A 20,977-nucleotide genomic window follows, 5' to 3' on the forward strand; every position below is an offset into this window, starting at 1 on the left:
CCCCGGCGCGGAAGCGGGCCGGGGGCTTTTTTGCTGCGCGCAAGTTCCTCCCCTGTAAGGGGAGGGGGACCGTCGGCGCAGCCCATGGTGGAGGGGTGACCCGCTCTCGAAAGCGCGATACCCCTCCGTCAGCCCTGTGGGCTGCCACCTCCCCTTGCAGGGGAGGATTGGGCCATCACCCCGCCGTGCGCCCACCCTTGCGCCGATCATACGCCTTCTTCGCCACATAGGCGCCGCCCGCCAGCAGGCCGAGCGGCCCGAGGCGCCGCATCACGCTCACCGCCGCGATGCCCAGCACCGCGCCCTTGGCGCCGCCTTCGCCGTCGCGCCGATCGATCTCGCGCCCGACGAGCGCGCCGATGATTTTCCCGATCATGTCCCAATCTCCCCGCAAGGTTCGTTACGGGGGTAGAGCGCCGCGACCGCCGCTTGGTTCCGCTTTCCCCTCGCATCCCGCGCGGTCCGTGCCTAAGTGCGGGCCATGTCCACACTCGACGAAGCCCAGTCCCGCGTTGCCGATCTCGTTGCCGCCGCCCGCAAGGCCGGCGCGGATGCCGCCGATGCCCTCTATGTCCGCTCCGAATCCACCCAGGTCTCGGTCCGCCTCGGCGCGCTGGAGGATGTCGAGCGGTCGGACGGGGAGGAAATCGGCCTGCGCCTGTTCGTCGGTAGCCGCTCGGCCAGCGTCTCCTCGTCGGACCTGTCGGCCGATGCGCTGACCGCGCTCGTCGAGCGCGCCGTCGCCATGGCGCGCGAGGCGCCGGAAGATCCCTACGCGGGCCTCGCGCCCGAGGAGATGTTGTTCCGGGGAACGCCCGTCGATGTCGATGGCGACGACGGCGCCGATCCCGCCCCCGCCGATTTGCGCGAGCGGGCGATGGCCGCCGAGGATGCGGCCCGCGCCGTCGCCGGCGTCACCAACAGCGAGGGGGCGGGCGCTTCGGCCGGCCGCTCCACCCTGGCGCTCGCGACCAGCCACGGCTTCGCCGGCGCCTATCGCACCAGCGGCTATGGCAGTTCGGCCAGCGTGATCGCCGGCACCGGCTCCGCCATGCAGCGCGATTATGCCTATCATTCGGCGCGCCACCTCGCCGATCTGGAGGATGCCGCGACGATCGGCGCGCGCGCCGGCGCCCGCGCGGTCGGCCGGCTCAACCCCGGCAAGCTGCCCAGCGGAGCGATGCCGGTGTTCTTCGATCCGAGGATCGGCGGCAGTCTCGTCGGCCATCTGATCGGTGCGATCACCGGCAGTTCGGTCGCGCGGCGCACCAGCTTCCTGCTCGACAGGCTGGGCGAGCGTATCTTCGCCCCCGGCGTCACCCTGCGCGACGATCCGCATCGCCCGCGCGGCCTGCGCTCCAAGCCGTTCGACGGCGAGGGGCTGCCCACCCGCGCCACCGACATCATCGCGGACGGGGTGCTGACCGGCTGGCTGATGGAAAGCGCCTCGGCCCGCCAGCTTGGCCTGGCCCCCACCGGCCACGCGACGCGCGGCGTCGGCGGCCCGCCGGGCGTGTCCGCCACCAACCTCTATCTCGCCCCCGGCGCCGCCTCTGTCGAGGAATTGATGGCCGACGTGAAGCTGGGCGTGCTCGTCACCGAATTGATCGGCCAGGGCGTCAACGGCGTCACCGGCGATTACAGCCGGGGCGCCTCGGGCTTCGCCATCCGCGATGGTCGGATCGCCGAGCCGGTCGCCGAGATCACCGTGGCGGGCAACCTCAAGGATATGTTCGCCGCCCTCGTGCCCGCTTCCGATCTCGTGTTCCGCCAGGCGGTCGACGTGCCGACCCTGCGCGTGGACGGGATGACGCTCGCCGGTGCCTGATCCGCGCCTCGCCGCGGTGGCCGCCGTCGCGGCCGAGGCCGGCGCGCTCGCGCTGCGCCGCCAGACCGAGGCGTTCCGGCGATGGGAGAAGGTGCCGGGCCAGCCGGTGTGCGACGTCGATCTGGAGGTGGACGCCTTCATCGCCCGCCGCTTGGCCGCGATAGACCCCGAAGCGGGCTGGCTCTCCGAGGAAACCGCCGACAGCGCCGAACGGCTGACCCGCGTGCGCGTGTGGGTGGTCGATCCGATCGACGGTACGCGAGACTATCTGCGCGGGCGCGATGGCTGGGCGGTGTCGATCGCCTTGGTCGAGGGCGGTCGCGCGGTGCTGGGCGTGCTCGACGCGCCCGGTCGCGGCCAGCGCTGGGCGGCCAGCTGGGGCGGCGGCGCCACCCTGAATGGCGCGCCCGTCCATTGCTCGGCCCGCACCGACCTGCCCGGCGCGCGCGTCCCCGCCGACACCTTGCCCAAGGCCGACGCCGATCTCGTCCCCATCCCCCGCCCCAATTCGATCGCGCTGCGCATCGGCATGGTCGCCAGCGGCGAGGTGGACCTGCTCGCCACGCTGCGCTGGGGCCACGAATGGGACATCGCCGCCGCCGCCCTGATCGCGCACGAGGCGGGCGCGACGGTCACCGACGCGCTCGGCCAGCCGATCCGTTACAATTCGACCAAGGGCGAGGCCTTCGGCGTCCTGATCGCGGCGCCGGGCATTCACGCGGCGGCGGTGGCGCGGCTGGCGACGCGGGCGCGGACGGCGCGGGTTCGGTAGTCTCGTCAGCCTTCGCAGGAACACGGGCGGAGCTTCTGGGCAGTTCGGAGCAAGTCTCCGCGCCTTTCGCCAAAATGGCGCAATCATCCCAAAAATCTGTGCGAACTATCCGTAAATCACGTTTTTTCGGCAATCTAACTTGTTGTCGAAGTCTGTTGTGGCCCTATCAAAATGCCCCTGAATTCGGGGGGGCGAGATGACCGGCGGACGATTATTGCTGTATCCGCAGTTCGGTCTGGCGGATGAATCGCATCGGTCTCTCCGTTCTCGCGCTATAATCGCCCGACAATACCGGGATATCCCGGCGTGAATCTTCTGCTGCGTCAGGCTGCGATTGGTCGAGTCCAGCAGCAAGGCCGGGGCGGCATCATCAGGCTGAGCCCGGCCGATGTCTGGATTTATCTGACACCCTTATGTCTGTTTGCCAATCTTTTGCTTTGGCAGTCATTCTACATATTATACGCTATCATCTTGCTCGCGATCATAGCGATCAAAGGCGTGAAATTCCGTTGGGATGTAATCCCTTGGATAATGGTCGTGAAGGTCGCCTTCCTTGCCTTGAGTATTCTGGCCCATAGCGAGAGTACCAAGACGATCATTAACGCCTGCTCGATCATGCTGGCCGACATCACATGTCTGGCCCTGATCGTGGTGACGCCGTCCGATCCGGCCTCGATGTCCAAGATATTCCGTAAGATCTACACGGTCTTCCTTGTCATCATGGGGATCGGCTTCGCGATCGGAATGGTCGCACCGGGCGCATTCCAGGTTGTCAGCCTGTCGTCGGTGGCATCCGGCGGCCGGCTGCTGCTCTTCGCAGGGGAGATGGCGGGGCACAGTGCGGCCTATGATCTGTCGCTGGTTCTGCTGATCCTTTCTATTGCGGGATTCAGCGGCCGATCGACAAATTCAAGCCTTGCCATCGCGGTCGTATGCCTGGTGGTGGCCATGCTAACCCGCGCTTCGACTACCTACGGTGCGCTGATCGGTATCGGCTATGTCTATCTGGTGGAGATGGTTCTGCCGCTCAGGTGGCGCTCCAGAAACGTGGTTCATGCCTTTGTGGCGGTGGGTGCGATCGCGCTCTTTAGCACTGTCTCGGTGACCGACTTGCTAAGTCCATTGCGCGATTTCCAGCGGGATGGCGAGGTCGTGGCCGGCGAGGATCTGACCGCTGGTCGCAGCGGATTGACCGATGCCTACCTCTCGCTCGCCAACAGTGCGCCGACCTTTGGGGTCGGCCGCGATCATCCACTGTTTCTGATCGGCCTGCTGGACGAGAATTATAACGTGATCGCGGCGGTGGAGACGCCCATTCGTCTGGCGGCCGGCTTCGGCTGGCCTTATTTCGCGATCATCCTGGGCATCCTGTTCTCGCTCCTGAAATGCTTGCGTTTTCCGAGCCGCAGGAAGCGATTCCTGTGCCTGTCGTTGCTGATGATCTTGCTATCGATGTTCGTCTCCGGCTCCCTGTTCGAGATCGCGCATTATCTGCCGACCTATTTCTATGTGCCGTTGATCTTCCTGATTTCCAGCAGTGCGTTTCTGCGCGAGCCGAAGCGGCCGAGGGCGTGATCAATCGGGTGGAACGGCCGGATTCGGTCGACCTGCCTACGCCCCACCCACGCTCGCCGAGCCATGCGCTTCGGCGAGATATTCGGCCGAGCGCATCTCCTCCAGCCGGCTGACGGTGCGTTCGAATTCGAACAGGCCGTCGCCCGCCGTGTAGAGCTTGTCGGGTTCGGCGTCGGCCGTCGCCAGCAGCTTCACGCGATGTTCGTACAGCGCGTCGATCAGCACCTTGAAGCGGCTCGCCTCGTTGCGCTTGTCGGCGTCCATCTTGGGGATGCCGACGAGGATCACGGTGTGGAAGGCGCGTGAGATGGCGAGATAGTCTGGCGCGCCGCGCGCCTCGCCGCACAGCCGCTTGAAGGAAAAGACGCCGACGCCCTTCAGCGCCTTCGGCACATGCAGCGTCCGTCCGCCCGGCACCGATAGCTCGCAGGACGGGACATGCTCGCGGTCCTCGGGCGGATAATCGGTCAGGCGGAAGAAGGCGCGCGACACGGCCTGGGTCGCGGCGTCGCCCAGCGGGGCATACCAGGTGGGGAAACCGCCCAGCCGCTGCATCCGATAATCGGTCGGCCCATTGAGCGTCATCACGTCGAGCCGCTCTTCCAGCAGCGCGATGAAGGGCAGGAACAGCTGGCGGTTGAGCCCGTCCTTGTAGAGATCGCTCGGCGGCCGGTTGGAGGTGGTGACGATCACCGTGCCCAGATCCATCATCGCCGTGAACAGCCGGCTCATGATCGCCGCGTCGGCCATGTTGTTGACGACCATCTCGTCGAACGCCAGCATCCGCGCGTCGGCCGCCAGCGCCTGCGCGACCGGCTGGATCGGATCGCCCTTTTCCTTGGCCCGCTCGATCCGCAGGCGATCATGCACTTCGAGCATGAATTCGTGGAAATGGGTGCGGCGCTTGCCTTCGATCTCCACGCTCTCGACGAACAGATCCATCAGCATGGATTTGCCGCGCCCGACCCCGCCCCAGATGTAGAGGCCCCGGATCGACGAGGGTTTGGGCTTTGAAAAACGCGCAAAGAGCCCGGTCTTGGCGGGCGGGGCGGCCTCGAGCTGGTCGGCCAGCGCCGCGAGTTTGGCGGCGGCGGCGCGCTGGTCGGGGTCGGGGCGCAACTCGCCGGCTGCGACGAGCGCGTCGTAGCGGGCGAGCATCCGGCTCATGCCGCGTTGGGCGTCATCTTGCGCATGGTGCCCTCGAAGGTGGCGACGATGCGCTCGCCTTGCGTCATCGTGCCGCGCAGGAAGATCATCCGGCCGGTCTCGGCGATCCGCTCGACCACGGCGTCGATCGGCTCGCCGACCTTGCCGCCGCCGATGAACTTGACGCCCGCGTCGATCGTCACGACCGCGCCGAGCGGCAATTGCCCCGCCAGCGCCGGCCCGAGGAACAGGAGCTGATCGACCAGCGAGAGCAGGAAACCGCCGTGGAGCGCACCCTGGAGGTTGGCATTGTCCGGCCCGGTCTCGACACGGGCGCGGCTGCGATCGCCCTCGACCCGGCAGCGGATCGGCGGATAGCTCTTGTTGTGGCCGCCGTCGCCGCCCGGATGGAAGAGCCGGAAGCCCTCCGCGTCGGGCGGGCCGAAGACGTCGTCGATCGCGTAGCTGCGGATCGTCAGTTCGGGCCGGCTCAAATCTGGCGCTCGACCACCATCTTCTTCACCTCGGCGATCGCCTTGGCGGGGCTGAGGCCCTTGGGGCAGACGTTGGCGCAGTTCATGATCGTGTGGCAGCGATAGAGGCGGAAGGGATCCTCCAGCTCGTCGAGCCGCTCGCCGGTCATCTCGTCGCGGCTGTCGGCCAGCCAGCGATAGGCCTGCAACAGGATCGCAGGGCCGAGGAACTTGTCGCTGTTCCACCAATAGCTGGGGCAGCTCGTCGAGCAGCAGGCGCACAGGATGCACTCGTACAGGCCGTCCAGCTTGGCGCGATCCTCCGGCGACTGGAGCCGCTCCTTGCCCGAAGGCGCCGGCGTCACCGTCTTCAGCCAGGGCTGGATCGAGGCATATTGCGCGTAGAAATGGGTGAAATCGGGGACGAGATCCTTGATGACGTCCATGTGCGGCAGCGGCGTGATCCGCGCGTCGCCCTTGCAATCCTCGATCGCGGTGGTGCAGGCTAGGCCGTTCTTGCCGTTGATGTTCATCGAGCAGGAGCCGCAGATACCCTCGCGGCAGGAGCGGCGGAAGGTGAGGCTCGGGTCCTGCTCCGACTTCATCTTGATGAGCGCGTCGAGCACCATCGGGCCGCAATTCTCGGTGTCGATCTCGAACGTGTCGTAGCGCGGATTCTCGCCCGAATCCGGATCGTAGCGATACACCTTGAACGCCTTGACCTTCTTGGCGTCGGCCGCTGCCTTGTGGACCTTGCCCTTGGGCTTGATCTTCGAGTTCTTCGGAAGGGCGAATTCGGCCATCGTTCAGCGGTCCCCAGGGCTCTACTTGGGGGAAGCCGATAGCGCCGATTTCGCGAGTGCGAAAGGCTTCGGGGCGTTTTTTAGTTTGATCCGCTCACGCGGATGGGTGGCGCCGGCCCGCTCCCCCACCCGGCCTCCCAATCAGGATATGCTATGGGAGGCCGGGTGGGGAGCGGGCCGGTGCCGCCCCTGATCCGGTGGAGCCGGATCAGGCTCCAAGGCCTTCCGCCGCTCAGTGATTCCGCCGCTGTGCCTCGGGCAGAGCCTCGGCTGCCGGGCGGCCCACCGGAGCCGTGGGCGCCTTGGGGCTGCGTTGGTCGAGCGCCGTCAGCCAGCGTGACGCCCCCGCGCCCGCCGCGATCTGCGGATTGGAGGGGATCAGCCGGCCCTGCGCCTCCCACCCGCCGACCATCGATCGCGCCTCGGCGAAGGCGCGGTCGATCGGCTGGGGTTTCCGCAGCGCATGATTGACCATCGCATCGCCGAAGAAGGTCCAGTCATTCTCCGAAACGCAGCCGAAGGAGGTGCGATCGGACGCGGCGGCGGTGATGACGACGCCCTCGTCGGAGGAGAGCAAGGGCGCGAAGATGCCTGAGAAGCAGGCCGACAGGATCAGCAGCCGGTTCTTCACCTTGAGCTGGTTGAGCGTCGTCCACAGCCAGTAAGGCGAGATCAGGCCATGGCCGGCATCGCCATCGGCATAGACGATGCCGAACGGCGCGCCATGGCTGGTGGTGTAGAGGATCAGCGCATCCTCGGCCGGGTCCATCAGCTCGGCGATGCGGGCCAGCGCGATCGAGAGGCTTTCGGGCGATCCGTGCGGCAGGCTGCTGGCGGCGGGGCTGTCCGGCCCGGCCAGCACGATCGTGCGGCCGGTGGCGTCGTAGCGGCGCGCCAGCACCTTGCCGGCCTCGCGCGCCTCCCGCCCGAACACCGGATCGCTGTCCAGCGCGATCGACACGACATAGGCATCGACCACGCCCTTGCGCTGCGGCTGGAGCGTGGCCAGCGCGCGGGCCAGCTTGCGATGCTCGCCGAGCGCCCAGCCGGCCGAGCGGCCCCATTCGAGCTGGGTGCCGCCATCGGCCTGTGCGGTGAAATCGGGCAGGCCGTTCAGCAGCGGCGAGACCTGCGTATGCGACGGCTGCGCGGCGGCGGGCAGGGCCAGCGCCGCCAGCAGCCAGACCATCATCGAACGCGCGATCCCCGACGCCCAAGCCACCCGCAACCCCCCGGATACGATGCAGCTCAATCTGGCTGGACGCGCGGTGGTGTCAAGCGGTGACCTGAGCCCTCTCCCGCGAAGGCGGGAGAGGGCTCAAAGAGCCGCGCTACTAAGCCGACGCGCCCACCGCCTCGGCGGCACTCGCGAAGCCGTCGCGGCGCAGCAGCGTCGCCAGCCCCGTCGCGATCCGCCGGGCGAGGAAGGGGCCTTCGTAGACGAGCGCGCTGTAGAGCTGGACGAGGCTCGCGCCCGCCCGGATGCGGGCATAGGCATCCCCGGCCGAGGCGATGCCGCCCGCCGCGATCAGCGGCAGCGCGCCGCCGGTGGCCTTGCGGAAATCGCCCAGCCGCTCGGCGGCGAGATCCTTCAGCGGCGCGCCGGAGAGCCCGCCCGCCTCGCCGGCGTTGGCCGATTTGAGCGCCGGGCGCGAGATGGTGGTATTGGAGACGATCAGCGCATCCACCGCCCGGTCGATCGCCACCCGCGAGAGCGCGTCGATATCGGCCGGTGCCAGATCGGGCGCGACCTTCAGGAATATCGGCGGGCCGTCCGCCCCGCGCGCCTCCATCACGCCGGCCAGCAGGTCGTCGAGTGCTGCCGCCTCCTGCAAGGCGCGCAGGCCGGGCGTGTTGGGGGAGGAGATGTTGACCGTGAGGTAGCTCGCCACCCCCGCCATCGCCCGCACGCCCGCCGCATAATCGGCGATGCGGTCGGCCGCGTCCTTGTTGGCGCCGATGTTGACGCCGACGATGCCCGGCCGCCCGGCCCGCGCCGCCAGCCGCGCGTGCGCCGCCGCCTGGCCGCCATTGTTGAAGCCCATACGGTTGATGACCGCGCGATCCTCCGCCAGCCGGAACAGGCGCGGCTTGGGATTGCCCGCCTGCGGCAGCGGGGTCAGCGTGCCGACCTCGGCGAAGCCGAAGCCGAGCGCGAGGAAGGCGTCGGGCACCTCCCCATCCTTGTCCACGCCCGCCGCCAGCCCGATCGGCGTCGGGAAATCGAGCCCCGCCAGCCGCGTCGCCAGGATCGGATCGGGGCGCGGCGGCGCCGTCCGGTTGAGCGCCTTCAGCCCCTGAATCGTCAGGCGATGCGCGCGCTCCGCCTCGATACGGAACAGTAACGGCCGGATGAGCGTAAATGTTGTCATGGACCTGGGCTATGCCAGCCGCTTAGGCTGTGCCCAACAGGAAATCCGGCAACGCCCCTCGTCGGGCGGCGCCGCGAACGGGGAGACGGTTTCGATGAAGCGCGCAATGATGTGGGGCGGGGCCGTGCTCGCTTTCTCGGCGACGGCTCTGGCGCAGGCGCCGATTACCAAGAGCGGCGTGCCGGTGGCGCTGCCCGGCGGACCCGGCGCGCCCGCGCCGACCACGCGCAAGGCGGCGCTGGCCGCCTTCTTCGACGCCTATGACAAGGCGCAGCTCGATCGATCGCCGATGGGCAAGGCCTATCGCGGCATCCGCGACGCCGATTACGGCAAGTGGAACGACTTTTCGGACGCCAACGCGGCCGCCGATTTCTCGGCGACGATGGACGCGCTCGCCACGATGCGCGGCACCTTCGATCGCGCCATGCTCGATGCCGACGATCAGCTGTCCTACGATCTGTTCGTGAAGTCGGCCGAGATGCGCGCCAAGGGCTTCCAGTATCGCGACTTCAATTATGTCTTCGATCAGATGAGCGGTGCGCAGAGCCAGCTGCCCGCCTTCCTCATCAACATCCACCGCGTGACGAACAAGGCCGACGCGGAAGCCTATGTCAGCCGCCTCGGCACGCTCGGCGGCGCGCTCGACCAGCAGATGCTGATCGCCTCGGCCCGCGCCAAGAAGGGCGTGCTGCCGCCCAAGTGGGTGTTCCCCTACGTCATTTCCGACGCGCAGAACGTCATCAAGGGCGCGCCCTTCGACGGCGGGCCGGATTCGGCTTTGTTCGCCGATCTCAAGACCAAGGTGAACGCGCTGGCCATCACCCCGGCCGAGAAGCAGGATCTGATCCAGAGGGGCGCCGCCGCGCTGACCGGCGGGGTCAAGCCCGCCTACGAGCGGCTGATCGCGCTGATGACCGAGCAGGAGAAGGCCGCCGGCACCGACGACGGCGTATGGCGCTTCAAGGGCGGTGACGCTTATTATGCCGAGCGGCTGGCCAATTACACGACCACCAGCCTCACCGCCGACCAGATCCACCAGATCGGCCTCGACAATGTCGCGCGCATCCACGGCGAGATGATGGCGATCGCGAAGAAGACCGGCTTCCAGGGCGACCTGAAGGCCTTCTTCGCCTTCATGCAGGGTCCGCGCTTCTTCACCACCAGCGATGAGGCGGGCCGCAAGCTCTATCTCGACAGGACGCAGGCCGCCAAGGTCGCCGTCACCGCCAAGCTGCCGGCGTGGTTCGGCACGCTGCCCAAGGCGCCGCTGGTCGTGAAGCCGGTCGAGCCCTTCCGCGAGAAGTCGGCCGGCAAGGCCTTCTACCAGTCGCCCTCGCCCGATGGTTCGCGCCCCGGCACCTATTACGTCAACCTCTACGACATGAAGGACATGCCGCTGACCGAGGTGGAGGGCCTCTTCTACCACGAGGGCATTCCCGGCCATCACCTCCAGCGCACGATCCAGACCGAGGCGGGCGCGCTGCCGCCGTTCCGTCGCTTCGGCGGGTTCACCGCTTATACCGAGGGCTGGGGCCTCTATTCGGAGAAGCTCGCCAAGGACATGGGGCTCTACAAGGATCCCTATAGCGATTTCGGCCGCCTCGGCCTCGAACTCCACCGCGCGATCCGGCTGGTGGTGGATACCGGCATCCACAGCAAGAAATGGACCCGCGAGCAGGCGATCCAATATGTCACCGACAATTCGGCCGACACGAAGGGATCGGCCGAGAAAGCGATCGAACGCTATATCGTCTATCCGGGGCAGGCGACCGCCTACATGATCGGCCGCCTCAAGATCAGCGAATTGCGCGATCGCGCGCAGAAGGCGCTGGGGCGGAAATACGACGTCCGCAAGTTCCACGACCTCGTCCTGCTGAGCGGCCCACTGCCGCTCGACGTGCTGGAGACGCGCGTGGACGAATGGATCGCGAAGACGAAGTAAGATACCGTGCTCCTGCGAAAGCAGGAGCACGGTCCCCGATCAGGCGACGGCTATGCTTCCGCCCGCCGCAACCCCAGCAGCGCGCCCGCCGCCACCAGCGACCCGAGCGCCATCAGCGCCGCCACCACCGCCAGCGAGGCGCCGGCCGCGAACATCAGCCCGGCCACGATCGGCCCCAGCGCGGCGCCGCCCCGGCCGATGCCGATCACCAGCCCCGTGCCGCCCGCCCGCACAGCCGTGGGAAAGCCCTCGGCGATCAGCGCGTAGAGGCCGACCACCCCGGCGTTGGTGCAGAAACCCGCGATGGCCGCCACCAGCGATAGTTGCGCGATGTCGCTCTGCCCCTGCCCGAACCATGTGACGAGGATCGTCGAGGCGAGCAGTGCCACGATCACTAAAGTCCGCACCGGCGCCCGGCGAGTGAGCAGGCTCAGCAGCAAGGCGCCCGCCAGCCCGCCGACATTGGCCCACACCAGCACGCCGCCCGCCGCAGCCGGCGCATGGCCCATGTCCACCACCAGCTTGGGCACCCATTTCAGGATGAAGTAGAAGGTCATGATGTGCGCGAAATAGGCGATCGTCAGCAGGATCGTCGTGCGGGCGAGGCGCGGCGAGAAGAGTTCGGCGAGCGCCGCGCGGGGCGCATCCGCGTCGGCCGGCGGCACGGCGGTGACGGTCGCGTGACCGATCCGGCGGAGCGTGCGGTTGATCCGGGCGAGCGCGTCGGCGCCACGTTTCTGGACGAGGAAGCCGATCGATTCCGGCAGCAGGAACCACGCCAGCGGCAGGAAGCCGGCGGTCACGATCGCGCCGAACAGGAAGATGTCGCGCCAGCCACCGTGCGCCAGCAGCCACGCCGCGACCGATCCGCCCAGCACCGCGCCCAGCGGGTAGCCACCCGCCATGATCGCCACCGCCAGCGCGCGATTGCGGGCGTTGGCGAATTCCGCGACCATCGCATTGGTGCAGGCGAGCATCCCGCCGATGCCGAGCCCGGTGCCCAGTCGGATCGCCGACAGCGCCACGATCGATCCCGCCAGCGGGACCAGCGCCATGCCCGCCGCCATGCCGATCAGGCACAGCAATATCGTCGGTCGCCGGCCGATCCGGTCGGCCAGCGCGCCCAGCAGCACCGATCCCACCGCCATGCCGATCAATTCCATCGACAGGACGAGGCCGAGCGCGGCGCGATCGATGCCCCATTCGGTGGCGATCCCCGGCGCGGCGAAGCTGATCGCCAGCACGTCGAAGCCGTCGAGCGCGTTCAGCAGCACGCAAAGCACCACCGCCGCGATCTGCATCGGCCGCATCGCCATGTCGGACAGGATCGCGCGGGGGTCTTGCGTCACGCCATGGCTCCTCTATCGACGCTTTTCCGGTGCCCGCTCCGGGCCGTGCGGCTGTCGTGGCGAGCCTCCTAGCATCCCCGATCGCTTTGGGGGATAGCATTCGCCGGCGCCCCTTTTCGTCTTGACCCCGGCGCCCACCGCCCCCATCTGCCCAATCGGATCGAATCAATCCGATTGGAACCTATGCGCCTGTCTTCCCTTGCCGATTATGCGGTGGTGATGCTCTCCGCCGCCGCGCGCCATCCGGCCGCGCGGCTGACGGCGACGACGCTGTCGGGCGAGACCGGCGTGCCCTTGCCCACCGCGCAGAAGCTGATGGGCCGGCTCGCCACCGCCGGGCTGCTCAGTTCGGCGCGGGGCACCGGCGGCGGCTTTCGCCTCGCACGGCCGGCCGGCGAGATCAGCCTGGCCGACATCGTCGAGGCGGTCGAAGGCCCGATCGCGATGACGGCCTGTGTCGAACAGGGCCGCCACGATTGCACCCTGGAACAGAGCTGCGCCGTCCGCCCGCACTGGTCGGCGGTGAACGATGCGATGCGCGGCGCGCTGGCGGGCGTCAGTCTCGCCACCCTTGCCGGTGCCGCCCCGTCCGGCTTTGGGCTGGACGCGCCGGCCCCCGCGCCCGCGAACGAGATGGAACTGCCCGCATGAGCGACGTCCGCAACAAGGAAGCCCAGGAGGCCGCCGATCGCGCCTCCACCTACGAATGGGGCTTCTCCTCCGATATCGAGCAGGATTTCGCGCCCAAGGGCCTGAACGAGGATACCGTGCGCTTCATCTCCATGAAGAAGCGCGAGCCGGAGTGGATGCTCGACTGGCGGCTGAAGGCGTTCCGTCTGTGGCAGACGATGGAGGCCCCCGACTGGGCCAAGCTCAACGTGCCGCCGATCGACTATCAGGACGCTTATTATTACGCCGAGCCCAAGGTGAAGCCCACGCTCGCCTCGCTCGACGAACTCGATCCCGAAATCCGCCGCACCTATGAGAAACTCGGCATCCCGATCGAGGAGCAGAAGGTGCTCGCGGGTGTCGAGGGCAGCCGCAAGATCGCGGTGGACGCGGTGTTCGACAGCGTCTCGGTCGCCACCACCTTTCGCGCCGAGCTGGAGAAGGCCGGCGTCATCTTCCGCTCGATCAGCGAGGCGGTGCGCGAATATCCCGATCTCGTCCGCAAGTGGCTCGGCAAGGTCGTGCCCCAGCGCGACAATTATTTCGCCACGCTCAATTCGGCGGTCTTTTCGGACGGCACCTTCGTCTACATCCCCGAAGGCGTCCGCTGCCCGATGGAGCTGTCGACCTATTTCCGCATCAACGCCGCCAACACCGGCCAGTTCGAGCGCACGCTCATCGTCGCCGACAAGGGCAGCTACGTTAGCTACCTGGAGGGCTGCACCGCGCCGATGCGCGACGAGAACCAGCTCCACGCCGCCGTGGTCGAGCTGGTCGCGCTCGACGATGCCGAGATCAAATATTCGACCGTGCAGAATTGGTATCCCGGCAATGCCGAGGGGCTGGGCGGCATCTACAATTTCGTGACGAAGCGGGCGCTGTGCCAGGGCGCGCGCAGCAAGGTGAGCTGGACGCAGGTCGAAACCGGCTCGGCGATCACCTGGAAATATCCCAGCTGCGTACTGGCGGGCGAGGATTCGGTGGGCGAATTTTATTCGGTCGCTGTCACCAACAACCGCCAGCAGGCCGATACCGGCACGAAGATGATCCATCTCGGCAAGGGATCGCGCTCGACGATCGTGTCGAAGGGCATTTCGGCCGGCCGATCGGACAACACCTATCGCGGGCTGGTCCGGGTGGGCGCGACGGCCGAGGGGGTGCGCAACTTCACCCAGTGCGACAGCCTGCTGCTCGGCGACCAGTGCGGCGCGCACACCGTGCCGTACATCGAGGTGAAGAACCCGAGCGCCCAGATCGAGCATGAGGCGACCACCAGCAAGATCAGCGACGACCAGCTCTTCTACGCGATGCAGCGCGGGCTTTCGCAGGAAGATGCCGTGGCGCTGATCGTGAACGGCTTCGCGAAGGAAGTGCTGCAACAGCTGCCGATGGAATTCGCGGTCGAGGCGCAGAAGCTGCTCGGGATTTCACTGGAAGGCTCGGTCGGATGAACCCCGCCGCCTGGATCGCGATCGGCATCGGCGTCGCCGTTGCCATCATCCTTCCCCTCTCGATGGCTGCCCAGCAGCGCAAGAATGATGAGTGACATGCTCGTAATCGACAATCTCCACGCCGAAACCGCCGGCAAGGCCATTCTCAAGGGCCTCTCGCTCACCGTGAAGGCGGGCGAGATCCATGCCATCATGGGGCCGAACGGCGCCGGCAAATCGACGCTCGCCTATACGCTCGGCGGGCGGCCGGGTTATGAGGTGACCGGCGGCACGGCCACTCTGGCCGGCGCCGACCTGCTCGCCATGGCGCCGCACGAGCGGGCCGCCGCCGGGCTGTTCCTGGGCTTCCAATATCCGGTCGAGATCCCCGGCGTCTCCAACCTGCAATTCCTGCGCACCGCGCTCAACGCGCAGCGCCGGGCGCGGGGCGAGAAGGATCTGTCGGGCGCGGAGTTCATGAAGATCGCCCGCGCGCAGGCAACCGAGCTGGGCCTCGATCAGGAGATGCTCAAGCGCCCGGTCAACGTCGGCTTTTCGGGCGGCGAGAAGAAGCGCAACGAGATGGTGCAGATGGGGATCATCGACCCCAAGTTCGCGATCCTCGACGAGACCGACAGCGGCCTCGACATCGATGCGCTGCGCACCGTCGGCCACGGCATCAATACGATCATGCGGCGGCCCGACAAGGCGGTGCTGCTCATCACGCACTATCAGCGGCTGCTCGATTATGTGAAGCCGGATGTGGTGCATGTGCTGGCGGCGGGGCGGATCGTCCGCTCGGGCGGCCCGGAACTGGCGCTCGAACTGGAGCGCGAGGGCTACGCGCAGGTGGCGGCGTGAGGGCTATCCTGAAATTCCTCCCCGCGCGAAGCGGGGGGAGGGGGACCGCGCCGAAGGCGGGGTGGAGGGGTATGGCCCCCCGCGTTGCGTCCGGCCGCCTTGCCCCTCCACCATCCTGCGGATGGTCCCCCTCCCCATCTGCGATGGGGAGGAACGTATGAGCCTCACCCTCCCCTCCACCCGTGACGAAGCCTGGCGCTGGTTCGCGCCGGCCGCCGTCGAGCAGGCGGCCGCCCTCCCGGCCGCCCCGCGCCCGACCAGCGCGGCGGATATGTTCGCCGATGTCGCCGGGCCGCGCCTGGTCTTCTTCGACGGCGTCTATCAGCCCGCCGAAAGCAAGCCCGGCCCGATCGCGATCGAGAGCCTCGCGATCGACACCGCCCACCCGCTCGGCGCGCGTGCGGCCAAGGAAAATGGGGGCGGCACCGGCTGGCGGCTGATGCTCGACGCACAGGCCGCCGCCGATCCCATCCAGATCGTCCACTGGTCCTCCGGCGGCGAGAATCATCTCCCCGGCGAGATCGTGCTGGCCGAGGATTCCGCCGCCACCGTCACCGAGACGTTCGTCGGGCGCGGCTGGGCCAACCGCCTCACCCGCATCGACCTCGCCCGCTCGGCGCGGCTGATGCGCGGCGTGCGACTGCTGCATGACGAGGGCTTCGTCTCGCTGCGCGACGAGGCGCAGGTCGCCACCGGCGCCAGCCTCGTCTCGACCTTTCTCGGCCATGGCACGCTCGGCAGCCGCATCGATGTCGCCGCGACCCTGAACGGGGAGGGCGCCTTCGCCGAAGTCGGCGGCGCGCTGCTCGCCACCGGGCAGGATCGCCACGAGGCGGCCGTCGTCGTCCGCCATGCCGCGCCCGGCGGGGTCAGCCGGCAATTGTGGCGGCTGGTCGCGCACGATCGCGGCACCGTCAGCGCCGCCGCCCGCGTCGAGGTGGCGCGCGGCGCGCAGCGCACCGATGCCGAGCAGTCGCTGCGCGGCCTGCTGCTCGATCGCACCGCGACGGTGAATTTGAAGCCCGAGCTGGAAATCTTCGCCGACGACGTGAAATGCGCGCACGGCGCCACCGTGGGCGAACTGGACGCACGCGCGCTCTTCTACCTCGCCAGCCGGGGCATTCCGGAGGGCGAGGCGCGCGCGATGCTCACCCGCGCCTTCGCCGCCGACGCCTTCGCGCGGCTGCCCGAAGGCGCGCTGGCGGAGGGGTTCGCCGACGAGGCCGATCGCTGGCTCGATCGGGTGCTGGCGCGATGAGCCTCGATGTCGCGACCAGGCCCCTCGACCGCCTCGCCGATTTCCCGGCGATCCCGGCGGGCTGGGCCTATCTCGATACAGCCGCCACCGCGCAGAAGCCGCAGGTCGTCGTCGATGCCATCACCCGCGCCTATGGCGAGACCTACGCGACCGTCCATCGCGGCGTCTACCAACGCTCGGCCGACATGACGCTCGCCTATGAGGCGGCGCGCGAGCGGGTGGCGGGGTTCATCGGCGCGGGATCGGCCGACGAGATCGTGTTCGTGCGCGGCGCGACCGAGGGCATCAATCTGGTCGCCTATAGCTGGGCGGCCAACCAGCTCGGGCCGGGCAACCGCATCCTCCTCAGCCAGCTCGAACATCACAGCAATATCGTGCCTTGGCAGATGATCGCGGCCGAACGGGGCATCGCGATCGACGTGGCGCCGCTCACCGCCGACGGCCGGATCGATCTCGACTCGGTCGAGGCGATGCTGACCCCCGAACACAAGCTCGTCGCGCTGGCGCATGTTTCCAACGTGCTGGGTTCGGTGCTGGATGTCGCCCGCGCCGCGAAGGCGGCGCACAGTGTGGGCGCGAAACTGCTGGTCGATGGCTGTCAGGCCGTGCCGCGCCTGCCGGTCGACGTCGGCGCGCTGGGCTGCGATTTCTACGTCTTCTCCGGCCACAAGCTCTACGGCCCCACCGGCATCGGCGTGCTGTGGGCGCGGCCCGAGATCCTCGCGGTGATGCCGCCGTGGCAGGGCGGCGGGTCGATGATCGATCGGGTCAGCTTTTCCGGCACCACCTTCGCGCCCCCGCCGGGACGGTTCGAGGCGGGCACGCCGCACATCGTCGGCGCGCTCGGCCTCCATGCGGCGATCGATTATGTCGAGGGCATCGGGCTGGAGGCGATCCACGCGCACGAGACCGCGCTGGTCGCCCAGGCCCGCGAGGCGCTGTCGCAGATCAACAGCGTGCGTCTGTTCGGGCCGGAGGATGCCGCCGGGATCGTCTCCTTCGCGATCGAGGGGGTGCATCCGCACGACATCGGCACCATATTGGACGAGGGGCAGGTCGCGATCCGCGCCGGCCACCATTGCGCGCAGCCGCTGATGGAGGCGCTGGGCGTGGCGGCGACGGCGCGGGCGAGCTTCGGGGTCTATAACGGCCCGGCGGATATCGATGCGCTGGTCAAGGGCATCCAGCGCGTGACACGGATTTTCGGGTGATGAGGGCAGAGCGTTGAGCGACGGTATCGAACGGCAGGAACTGGACGCGGCCCCCCCGCCGCCGCCGCGCGCGCGCGTCGAGGATGCCGAGGCGCCGGCCATGGCGGAGGCGGGCCGCCCGCGCGACTATCTCGATGGCTTCCTGGCGGCCAAGCCGGCGGTAATCGCGGAAGGGGAACCGGGCGGATCGATCTACGACGGCGTGATCGATGCGCTGAAGGAAATCTACGATCCCGAAATCCCGGTGAACATCTACGAACTGGGCCTGATCTACGGCGTGGACGTGACGACCGACAATCATGTCGTGGTGACGATGACGCTGACGACACCCAATTGCCCGGTGGCGGAATCGATGCCGGGCGAGGTGGAATTGCGCGTCGGCGCGGTGCCGGGGGTGGGCTCGGCCGAAGTGAATCTGATCTGGGACCCGCCGTGGGACCCGCAGAAGATGTCGGACGAAGCGAAGCTCGAACTGGGGATGTTGTAAGGCTGAAGGGTGCAAAAGTGACCCGTTCGTCCTGAGCGAAGTCGAAGGACGTGCGACTGGACGCCCCGCTTGGGGCACGTCCTTCGACTTCGCTCAGTACGAACGGATTTTAAGGCGGCGCACGGGCCGTTTGGAAGGATAGATCAAGATGGCCACCACCCTTCGCGCCCGCCCGGCGGCGCTGAACCTCACCCCGTCCGCACATGCGCGGATCGCCGCGCTCATGGCGGAGGCGCCCGAGGGGGCGGTGGGCGTCAAGCTCTCCACCCCGCGCAAGGGCTGTTCGGGCCTCGCTTATTCGGTCGATTACATCACAGCCGCCGATCCGTTCGACGAGAAGATCGTCACCCCCGGCGGCGATTTCTACGTCGATGGCGGATCGATCCTTTATCTCATCGGATCGACGATGGACTGGGTGGAGGATGATTTCACCGCCGGCTTCGTCTTCCAGAATCCCAACGCCAAGGGCAGCTGCGGCTGCGGCGAGAGCTTCACGGTTTGATGATGCGCCTAACGGCGCGGGCTGGTGCCGCCCATCCGCGTGAGCGGATCGAATCCTAAAAATCCACCGTCGCCGATAGCCAGAGCCGGCGCGGCTCCTGCAGGTTGGTGTAGGCCGAGGCGTAGATCGTCTGCGTCCCGCTCTGATAGGGCAGGAAGCCGGTGAAATCTTTGTCGAACACATTGTAGAGTGCGGCGCCCAGGCGGATCACCGGGGTTAGCTGGTAATTGGCGCCCAGGTGAAACAGCGCATAGCCCTTGTAGCTGCCCAGCGCCGTCTGCTCCGCGCCGCGCCCGCGATAGCGCTTCGATCGGATTTCGGAGCGCGCCCAGGTCGTCAGCGCGTCGGTCAGCTTCCAGCGCAGATTGCCGTTCACCATATGCCTGGGCGTGTTGACCAGCGGCTCGCCCGCCTCCGTGCCGCTCTTCTGCTCGCTTTCGGTATAAGTGTAGTTGAGCGATAGCGAGACGGCCGGCGTGAAGGCGAACTTCACCGCCACTTCGCCACCCCGCGTCACCGCCTTGTCCACGTTGACCGTTTGGCCGAAATTCTCCGCGCGCGGGAATTCGCCGAGATCGAGGCAACCCGGTCGGTTGCGCTGCACGCTCCAGGTGCAGTTGGGGATCGGCGCGCCGGTCGCGATCTTGTCCTTGAAGCGGTTGTTGAAGACAGTGGCGTTGCCGCTGACGACGCCGCCGTCGTCATAATAGACGCCCACTTCCATCGAGGTGCTGGTCTCGGGCTTCAGCCCCGGCGTGCCGATCAGCGGAATGGTGCCCTGCCCGCCGAAGCCGACGATGCCCGGCGCGATCTGGTCGAGGCGCGGCGTCTTGAAGCCCCGGCTGACCCCGCCCTTCACGGTGAAGGCGTCGCTGGTGTTCCACACCGCGTAGATGCGCGGCGAGAGCTTGCCGCCAAACGTCTCGTGATCGTCGTAGCGCGCGCCCAAGGTCACCTTGAAGCGATCGACCAGCTTCACCTCGGCCTCGCCGAACAGCGCCCACTGGACGAATTCGTACTTATCGACGGCGACGCCATCGACCATCTCGGCCTGCCAATATTGCCCGCCGACGGTGGCGGTAACGGGCCCCAGCGGCACGACCGCGCGGCTGTCGGCGATGCTGTTGGTCGCCGTCAAGCCGCGCGGATCGCCGGCGACCTTGCCGGGGGTGCCGGGCGGGATGGTGCGGCCGAACGTCTCGGTGATGTTGCGCGTCAGGGTCGTGTCGATCTGCGCGAAGCCCGCGCGCCAGCTGTGCGCCAGCACATAATTGTCCCGGTTGAACCTCATCTCCGGGCCGTAACCGCCCTGCACCGTGCCGGTGCCGAGCTGCGAGTCCGAATTGTCATACCATTGCCGGTTAATATCCGCCTCGAACCAGAGGTCGTGATCGACATGCGGGGTCATCGACAGGCGGCCGCCCAAGGTGTGCGTGCGCGACTTGACCGGTGCCGGCCCGCGCTTGCTCACCTCCGCTTCGGTGCCGGTGATCGTCTCGTAGGTGATGTCGGCGGCCTCGCGGCGGAAATAGCTGCCGCGCACCGAAAGGCCGATCAGATCCCTGACCAGCGGCCCATGCAGATAGGCGTTGCCCGAATAGATGTTGCCGAACTGGCCATCCTCCTGAAGCGTCGCCTCGCCGGTGACGGTGCCCGCCCAGCGCGTGCCGACCTTGCGGGTGATGAGGTTGACCACGCCGCCCATCGCGTCCGATCCGTAGAGCGTCGACATCGGCCCGCGCACCACCTCGATCCGGTCGATCGCGGAGAAGGGCGGCAGGAAGCTGGTCGAGGTCTCGCCGAAGCCGTTGGGCGTTACGTTGCCCGGCGCGTTCTGGCGGCGTCCATCCACCAGGATCAGCGTGTAATCGCTCGGCATGCCGCGGATCGAGATGTTGAGCCCGCCGGTCTTGCCCGCCGTCTGGCCGACGTCGATCCCTTCCACGTTGGTCAGCGCCTCGGCGAGGCTGCCGAAGCGGCGCTCCTGCAATTCGGCGCGATTGAGCACGCTGATGCTGGCCGGCGCGTCGCGGATCTTCTGCTCGAAGCCGGCGGCGGTCACCACGATTTCGTCGGGGTCGCTCACCTCGGGCGCGGGCGCCACCGTCGCCGGTGCGGCCAGCACGAGGGCGGGGCAGAGCGACAGCGCAAGCGCGCTGGTCAGCGCCAGATGGCGTGTATGGGCGTGCAGCATTTCGTCCCCCGATAATGCGATTGATTAGCAATTGCGGGGTGCGTTGGTGGGTGAGGGCCGGACCGTCAATCGCGGGTTGCGGCGCGAAAAGGTTCTTAACGGAAC

19 protein-coding genes are annotated in these 20,977 nt (G+C 67.8%); 11 read left to right on the forward strand and 8 right to left on the reverse strand.

Going from position 1 to position 20,977, the window contains the following annotated elements; genetic code table 11:
- Positions 1-175: 175 nt before the first annotated feature.
- A complete protein-coding gene (locus PQ455_RS00235; protein ID WP_273688133.1) occupies positions 176-376 on the reverse strand; it encodes a hypothetical protein in 201 nt (66 codons plus the stop codon).
- A gap of 105 nt (positions 377-481) precedes the next feature.
- Here PQ455_RS00235 and PQ455_RS00240 point away from each other — a divergent pair, with 105 nt between their 5' ends.
- The 3 genes from PQ455_RS00240 (at position 482) to PQ455_RS00250 (ending at position 4,175) form a co-directional block, all read left to right on the forward strand.
- Positions 482-1,828, forward strand: coding sequence for a TldD/PmbA family protein (locus tag PQ455_RS00240; RefSeq protein WP_273688134.1), 1,347 nt, complete (start codon positions 482-484; stop codon positions 1,826-1,828).
- Positions 1,821-2,600, forward strand: coding sequence for an inositol monophosphatase family protein (locus tag PQ455_RS00245; protein WP_273688136.1), 780 nt, complete (start codon positions 1,821-1,823; stop codon positions 2,598-2,600). Before PQ455_RS00240 ends, PQ455_RS00245 begins: the two co-directional genes overlap by 8 nt.
- A 306-nt stretch (positions 2,601-2,906) precedes the next feature.
- Positions 2,907-4,175, forward strand: a complete 1,269-nt coding sequence (locus PQ455_RS00250; RefSeq protein WP_273688139.1) for an O-antigen ligase family protein — start codon at positions 2,907-2,909, stop codon at positions 4,173-4,175.
- Positions 4,176-4,211: 36 nt separating this feature from the next.
- Here PQ455_RS00250 and zapE read toward each other — a convergent pair whose 3' ends face one another.
- The 5 genes from zapE to PQ455_RS00275 all read right to left on the reverse strand — a co-directional run bounded on the left by zapE (position 4,212) and on the right by PQ455_RS00275 (position 8,969).
- Positions 4,212-5,342 carry a cell division protein ZapE gene (zapE, locus tag PQ455_RS00255; protein WP_273688141.1) on the reverse strand — a complete coding sequence of 377 codons (1,131 nt, stop codon included), beginning with the start codon at positions 5,340-5,342 and terminating at the stop codon, positions 4,212-4,214.
- The gene (locus PQ455_RS00260) at positions 5,339-5,815 is read right to left on the reverse strand and encodes a PaaI family thioesterase (RefSeq protein ID WP_273688143.1); all 477 of its coding nucleotides are present in this window, start codon (positions 5,813-5,815) and stop codon (positions 5,339-5,341) included. The genes zapE and PQ455_RS00260 overlap by 4 nt, the downstream gene beginning before the upstream one ends.
- On the reverse strand, positions 5,812-6,597 hold the full coding sequence (locus PQ455_RS00265) for a succinate dehydrogenase iron-sulfur subunit (protein ID WP_273688145.1): 786 nt from the start codon (positions 6,595-6,597) through the stop codon (positions 5,812-5,814). The genes PQ455_RS00260 and PQ455_RS00265 overlap by 4 nt, the downstream gene beginning before the upstream one ends.
- A 232-nt stretch (positions 6,598-6,829) precedes the next feature.
- Positions 6,830-7,819, reverse strand: coding sequence for a C13 family peptidase (locus tag PQ455_RS00270; protein WP_273688147.1), 990 nt, complete (start codon positions 7,817-7,819; stop codon positions 6,830-6,832).
- Positions 7,820-7,931: 112 nt separating this feature from the next.
- The gene (locus tag PQ455_RS00275) at positions 7,932-8,969 is read right to left on the reverse strand and encodes a quinone-dependent dihydroorotate dehydrogenase (RefSeq protein WP_273688148.1); all 1,038 of its coding nucleotides are present in this window, start codon (positions 8,967-8,969) and stop codon (positions 7,932-7,934) included.
- Positions 8,970-9,063: 94 nt separating this feature from the next.
- On the opposite strand from PQ455_RS00275, the gene PQ455_RS00280 reads away from it, so the two are divergent.
- The gene (locus PQ455_RS00280) at positions 9,064-10,911 is read left to right on the forward strand and encodes a DUF885 domain-containing protein (protein WP_273688150.1); all 1,848 of its coding nucleotides are present in this window, start codon (positions 9,064-9,066) and stop codon (positions 10,909-10,911) included.
- Positions 10,912-10,961: 50 nt separating this feature from the next.
- Here PQ455_RS00280 and PQ455_RS00285 read toward each other — a convergent pair whose 3' ends face one another.
- On the reverse strand, positions 10,962-12,221 hold the full coding sequence (locus PQ455_RS00285; protein WP_273691457.1) for an MFS transporter: 1,260 nt from the start codon (positions 12,219-12,221) through the stop codon (positions 10,962-10,964).
- A 222-nt stretch (positions 12,222-12,443) separates the two neighbouring features.
- On the opposite strand from PQ455_RS00285, the gene PQ455_RS00290 reads away from it, so the two are divergent.
- From PQ455_RS00290 to PQ455_RS00320, 7 genes are all read left to right on the forward strand, one after another.
- A complete protein-coding gene (locus PQ455_RS00290) occupies positions 12,444-12,911 on the forward strand; it encodes an SUF system Fe-S cluster assembly regulator (protein ID WP_273688152.1) in 468 nt (155 codons plus the stop codon).
- Positions 12,908-14,380, forward strand: a complete 1,473-nt coding sequence (gene sufB, locus PQ455_RS00295) for a Fe-S cluster assembly protein SufB (RefSeq protein WP_273688154.1) — start codon at positions 12,908-12,910, stop codon at positions 14,378-14,380. The genes PQ455_RS00290 and sufB overlap by 4 nt, the downstream gene beginning before the upstream one ends.
- A gap of 96 nt (positions 14,381-14,476) precedes the next feature.
- Entirely contained in the window at positions 14,477-15,220 is a 744-nt protein-coding gene (gene sufC, locus PQ455_RS00300) for a Fe-S cluster assembly ATPase SufC (RefSeq protein ID WP_273688155.1), read from the forward strand.
- 157 nt (positions 15,221-15,377) lie between these two features.
- Positions 15,378-16,478: a SufD family Fe-S cluster assembly protein gene (locus PQ455_RS00305; RefSeq protein WP_273688156.1), complete on the forward strand. Its 1,101-nt coding sequence runs from the start codon at positions 15,378-15,380 to the stop codon at positions 16,476-16,478.
- Positions 16,475-17,689, forward strand: a complete 1,215-nt coding sequence (locus PQ455_RS00310; RefSeq protein ID WP_273688158.1) for a cysteine desulfurase — start codon at positions 16,475-16,477, stop codon at positions 17,687-17,689. The genes PQ455_RS00305 and PQ455_RS00310 overlap by 4 nt, the downstream gene beginning before the upstream one ends.
- A gap of 13 nt (positions 17,690-17,702) precedes the next feature.
- A complete protein-coding gene (locus PQ455_RS00315) occupies positions 17,703-18,176 on the forward strand; it encodes an SUF system Fe-S cluster assembly protein (RefSeq protein ID WP_273688159.1) in 474 nt (157 codons plus the stop codon).
- Positions 18,177-18,324: 148 nt separating this feature from the next.
- A complete protein-coding gene (locus PQ455_RS00320) occupies positions 18,325-18,678 on the forward strand; it encodes a HesB/IscA family protein (protein WP_273688160.1) in 354 nt (117 codons plus the stop codon).
- A 55-nt stretch (positions 18,679-18,733) separates the two neighbouring features.
- Here the strand turns inward: PQ455_RS00320 and PQ455_RS00325 are convergent, their stop codons facing one another.
- Entirely contained in the window at positions 18,734-20,872 is a 2,139-nt protein-coding gene (locus PQ455_RS00325) for a TonB-dependent receptor domain-containing protein (protein WP_273688161.1), read from the reverse strand.
- Positions 20,873-20,977 lie beyond the last annotated feature (105 nt).

The organism is Sphingomonas naphthae (genome assembly GCF_028607085.1).
Lineage (GTDB): Bacteria > Pseudomonadota > Alphaproteobacteria > Sphingomonadales > Sphingomonadaceae > Sphingomonas_Q > Sphingomonas_Q naphthae.

What these genes read in the sequence shown, in the direction of transcription:
- PQ455_RS00240 (WP_273688134.1), top strand. Translation starts at nt 482, where the DNA reads ATGTCCACACTCGACGAAGCCCAGTCCCGCGTTGCCGATCTCGTTGCC.
- PQ455_RS00290 (WP_273688152.1), top strand. Translation starts at nt 12,444, where the DNA reads ATGCGCCTGTCTTCCCTTGCCGATTATGCGGTGGTGATGCTCTCCGCC.
- PQ455_RS00275 (WP_273688148.1), bottom strand. Translation starts at nt 8,969, where the DNA reads ATGACAACATTTACGCTCATCCGGCCGTTACTGTTCCGTATCGAGGCG.
- PQ455_RS00235 (WP_273688133.1), bottom strand. Translation starts at nt 376, where the DNA reads ATGATCGGGAAAATCATCGGCGCGCTCGTCGGGCGCGAGATCGATCGG.
- PQ455_RS00285 (WP_273691457.1), bottom strand. Translation starts at nt 12,221, where the DNA reads ATGCGGCCGATGCAGATCGCGGCGGTGGTGCTTTGCGTGCTGCTGAAC.
- PQ455_RS00325 (WP_273688161.1), bottom strand. Translation starts at nt 20,872, where the DNA reads ATGCTGCACGCCCATACACGCCATCTGGCGCTGACCAGCGCGCTTGCG.
- PQ455_RS00280 (WP_273688150.1), top strand. Translation starts at nt 9,064, where the DNA reads ATGAAGCGCGCAATGATGTGGGGCGGGGCCGTGCTCGCTTTCTCGGCG.
- sufB (WP_273688154.1), top strand. Translation starts at nt 12,908, where the DNA reads ATGAGCGACGTCCGCAACAAGGAAGCCCAGGAGGCCGCCGATCGCGCC.
- PQ455_RS00310 (WP_273688158.1), top strand. Translation starts at nt 16,475, where the DNA reads ATGAGCCTCGATGTCGCGACCAGGCCCCTCGACCGCCTCGCCGATTTC.
- PQ455_RS00320 (WP_273688160.1), top strand. Translation starts at nt 18,325, where the DNA reads ATGGCCACCACCCTTCGCGCCCGCCCGGCGGCGCTGAACCTCACCCCG.
- sufC (WP_273688155.1), top strand. Translation starts at nt 14,477, where the DNA reads ATGCTCGTAATCGACAATCTCCACGCCGAAACCGCCGGCAAGGCCATT.
- zapE (WP_273688141.1), bottom strand. Translation starts at nt 5,342, where the DNA reads ATGAGCCGGATGCTCGCCCGCTACGACGCGCTCGTCGCAGCCGGCGAG.
- PQ455_RS00265 (WP_273688145.1), bottom strand. Translation starts at nt 6,597, where the DNA reads ATGGCCGAATTCGCCCTTCCGAAGAACTCGAAGATCAAGCCCAAGGGC.
- PQ455_RS00305 (WP_273688156.1), top strand. Translation starts at nt 15,378, where the DNA reads ATGAGCCTCACCCTCCCCTCCACCCGTGACGAAGCCTGGCGCTGGTTC.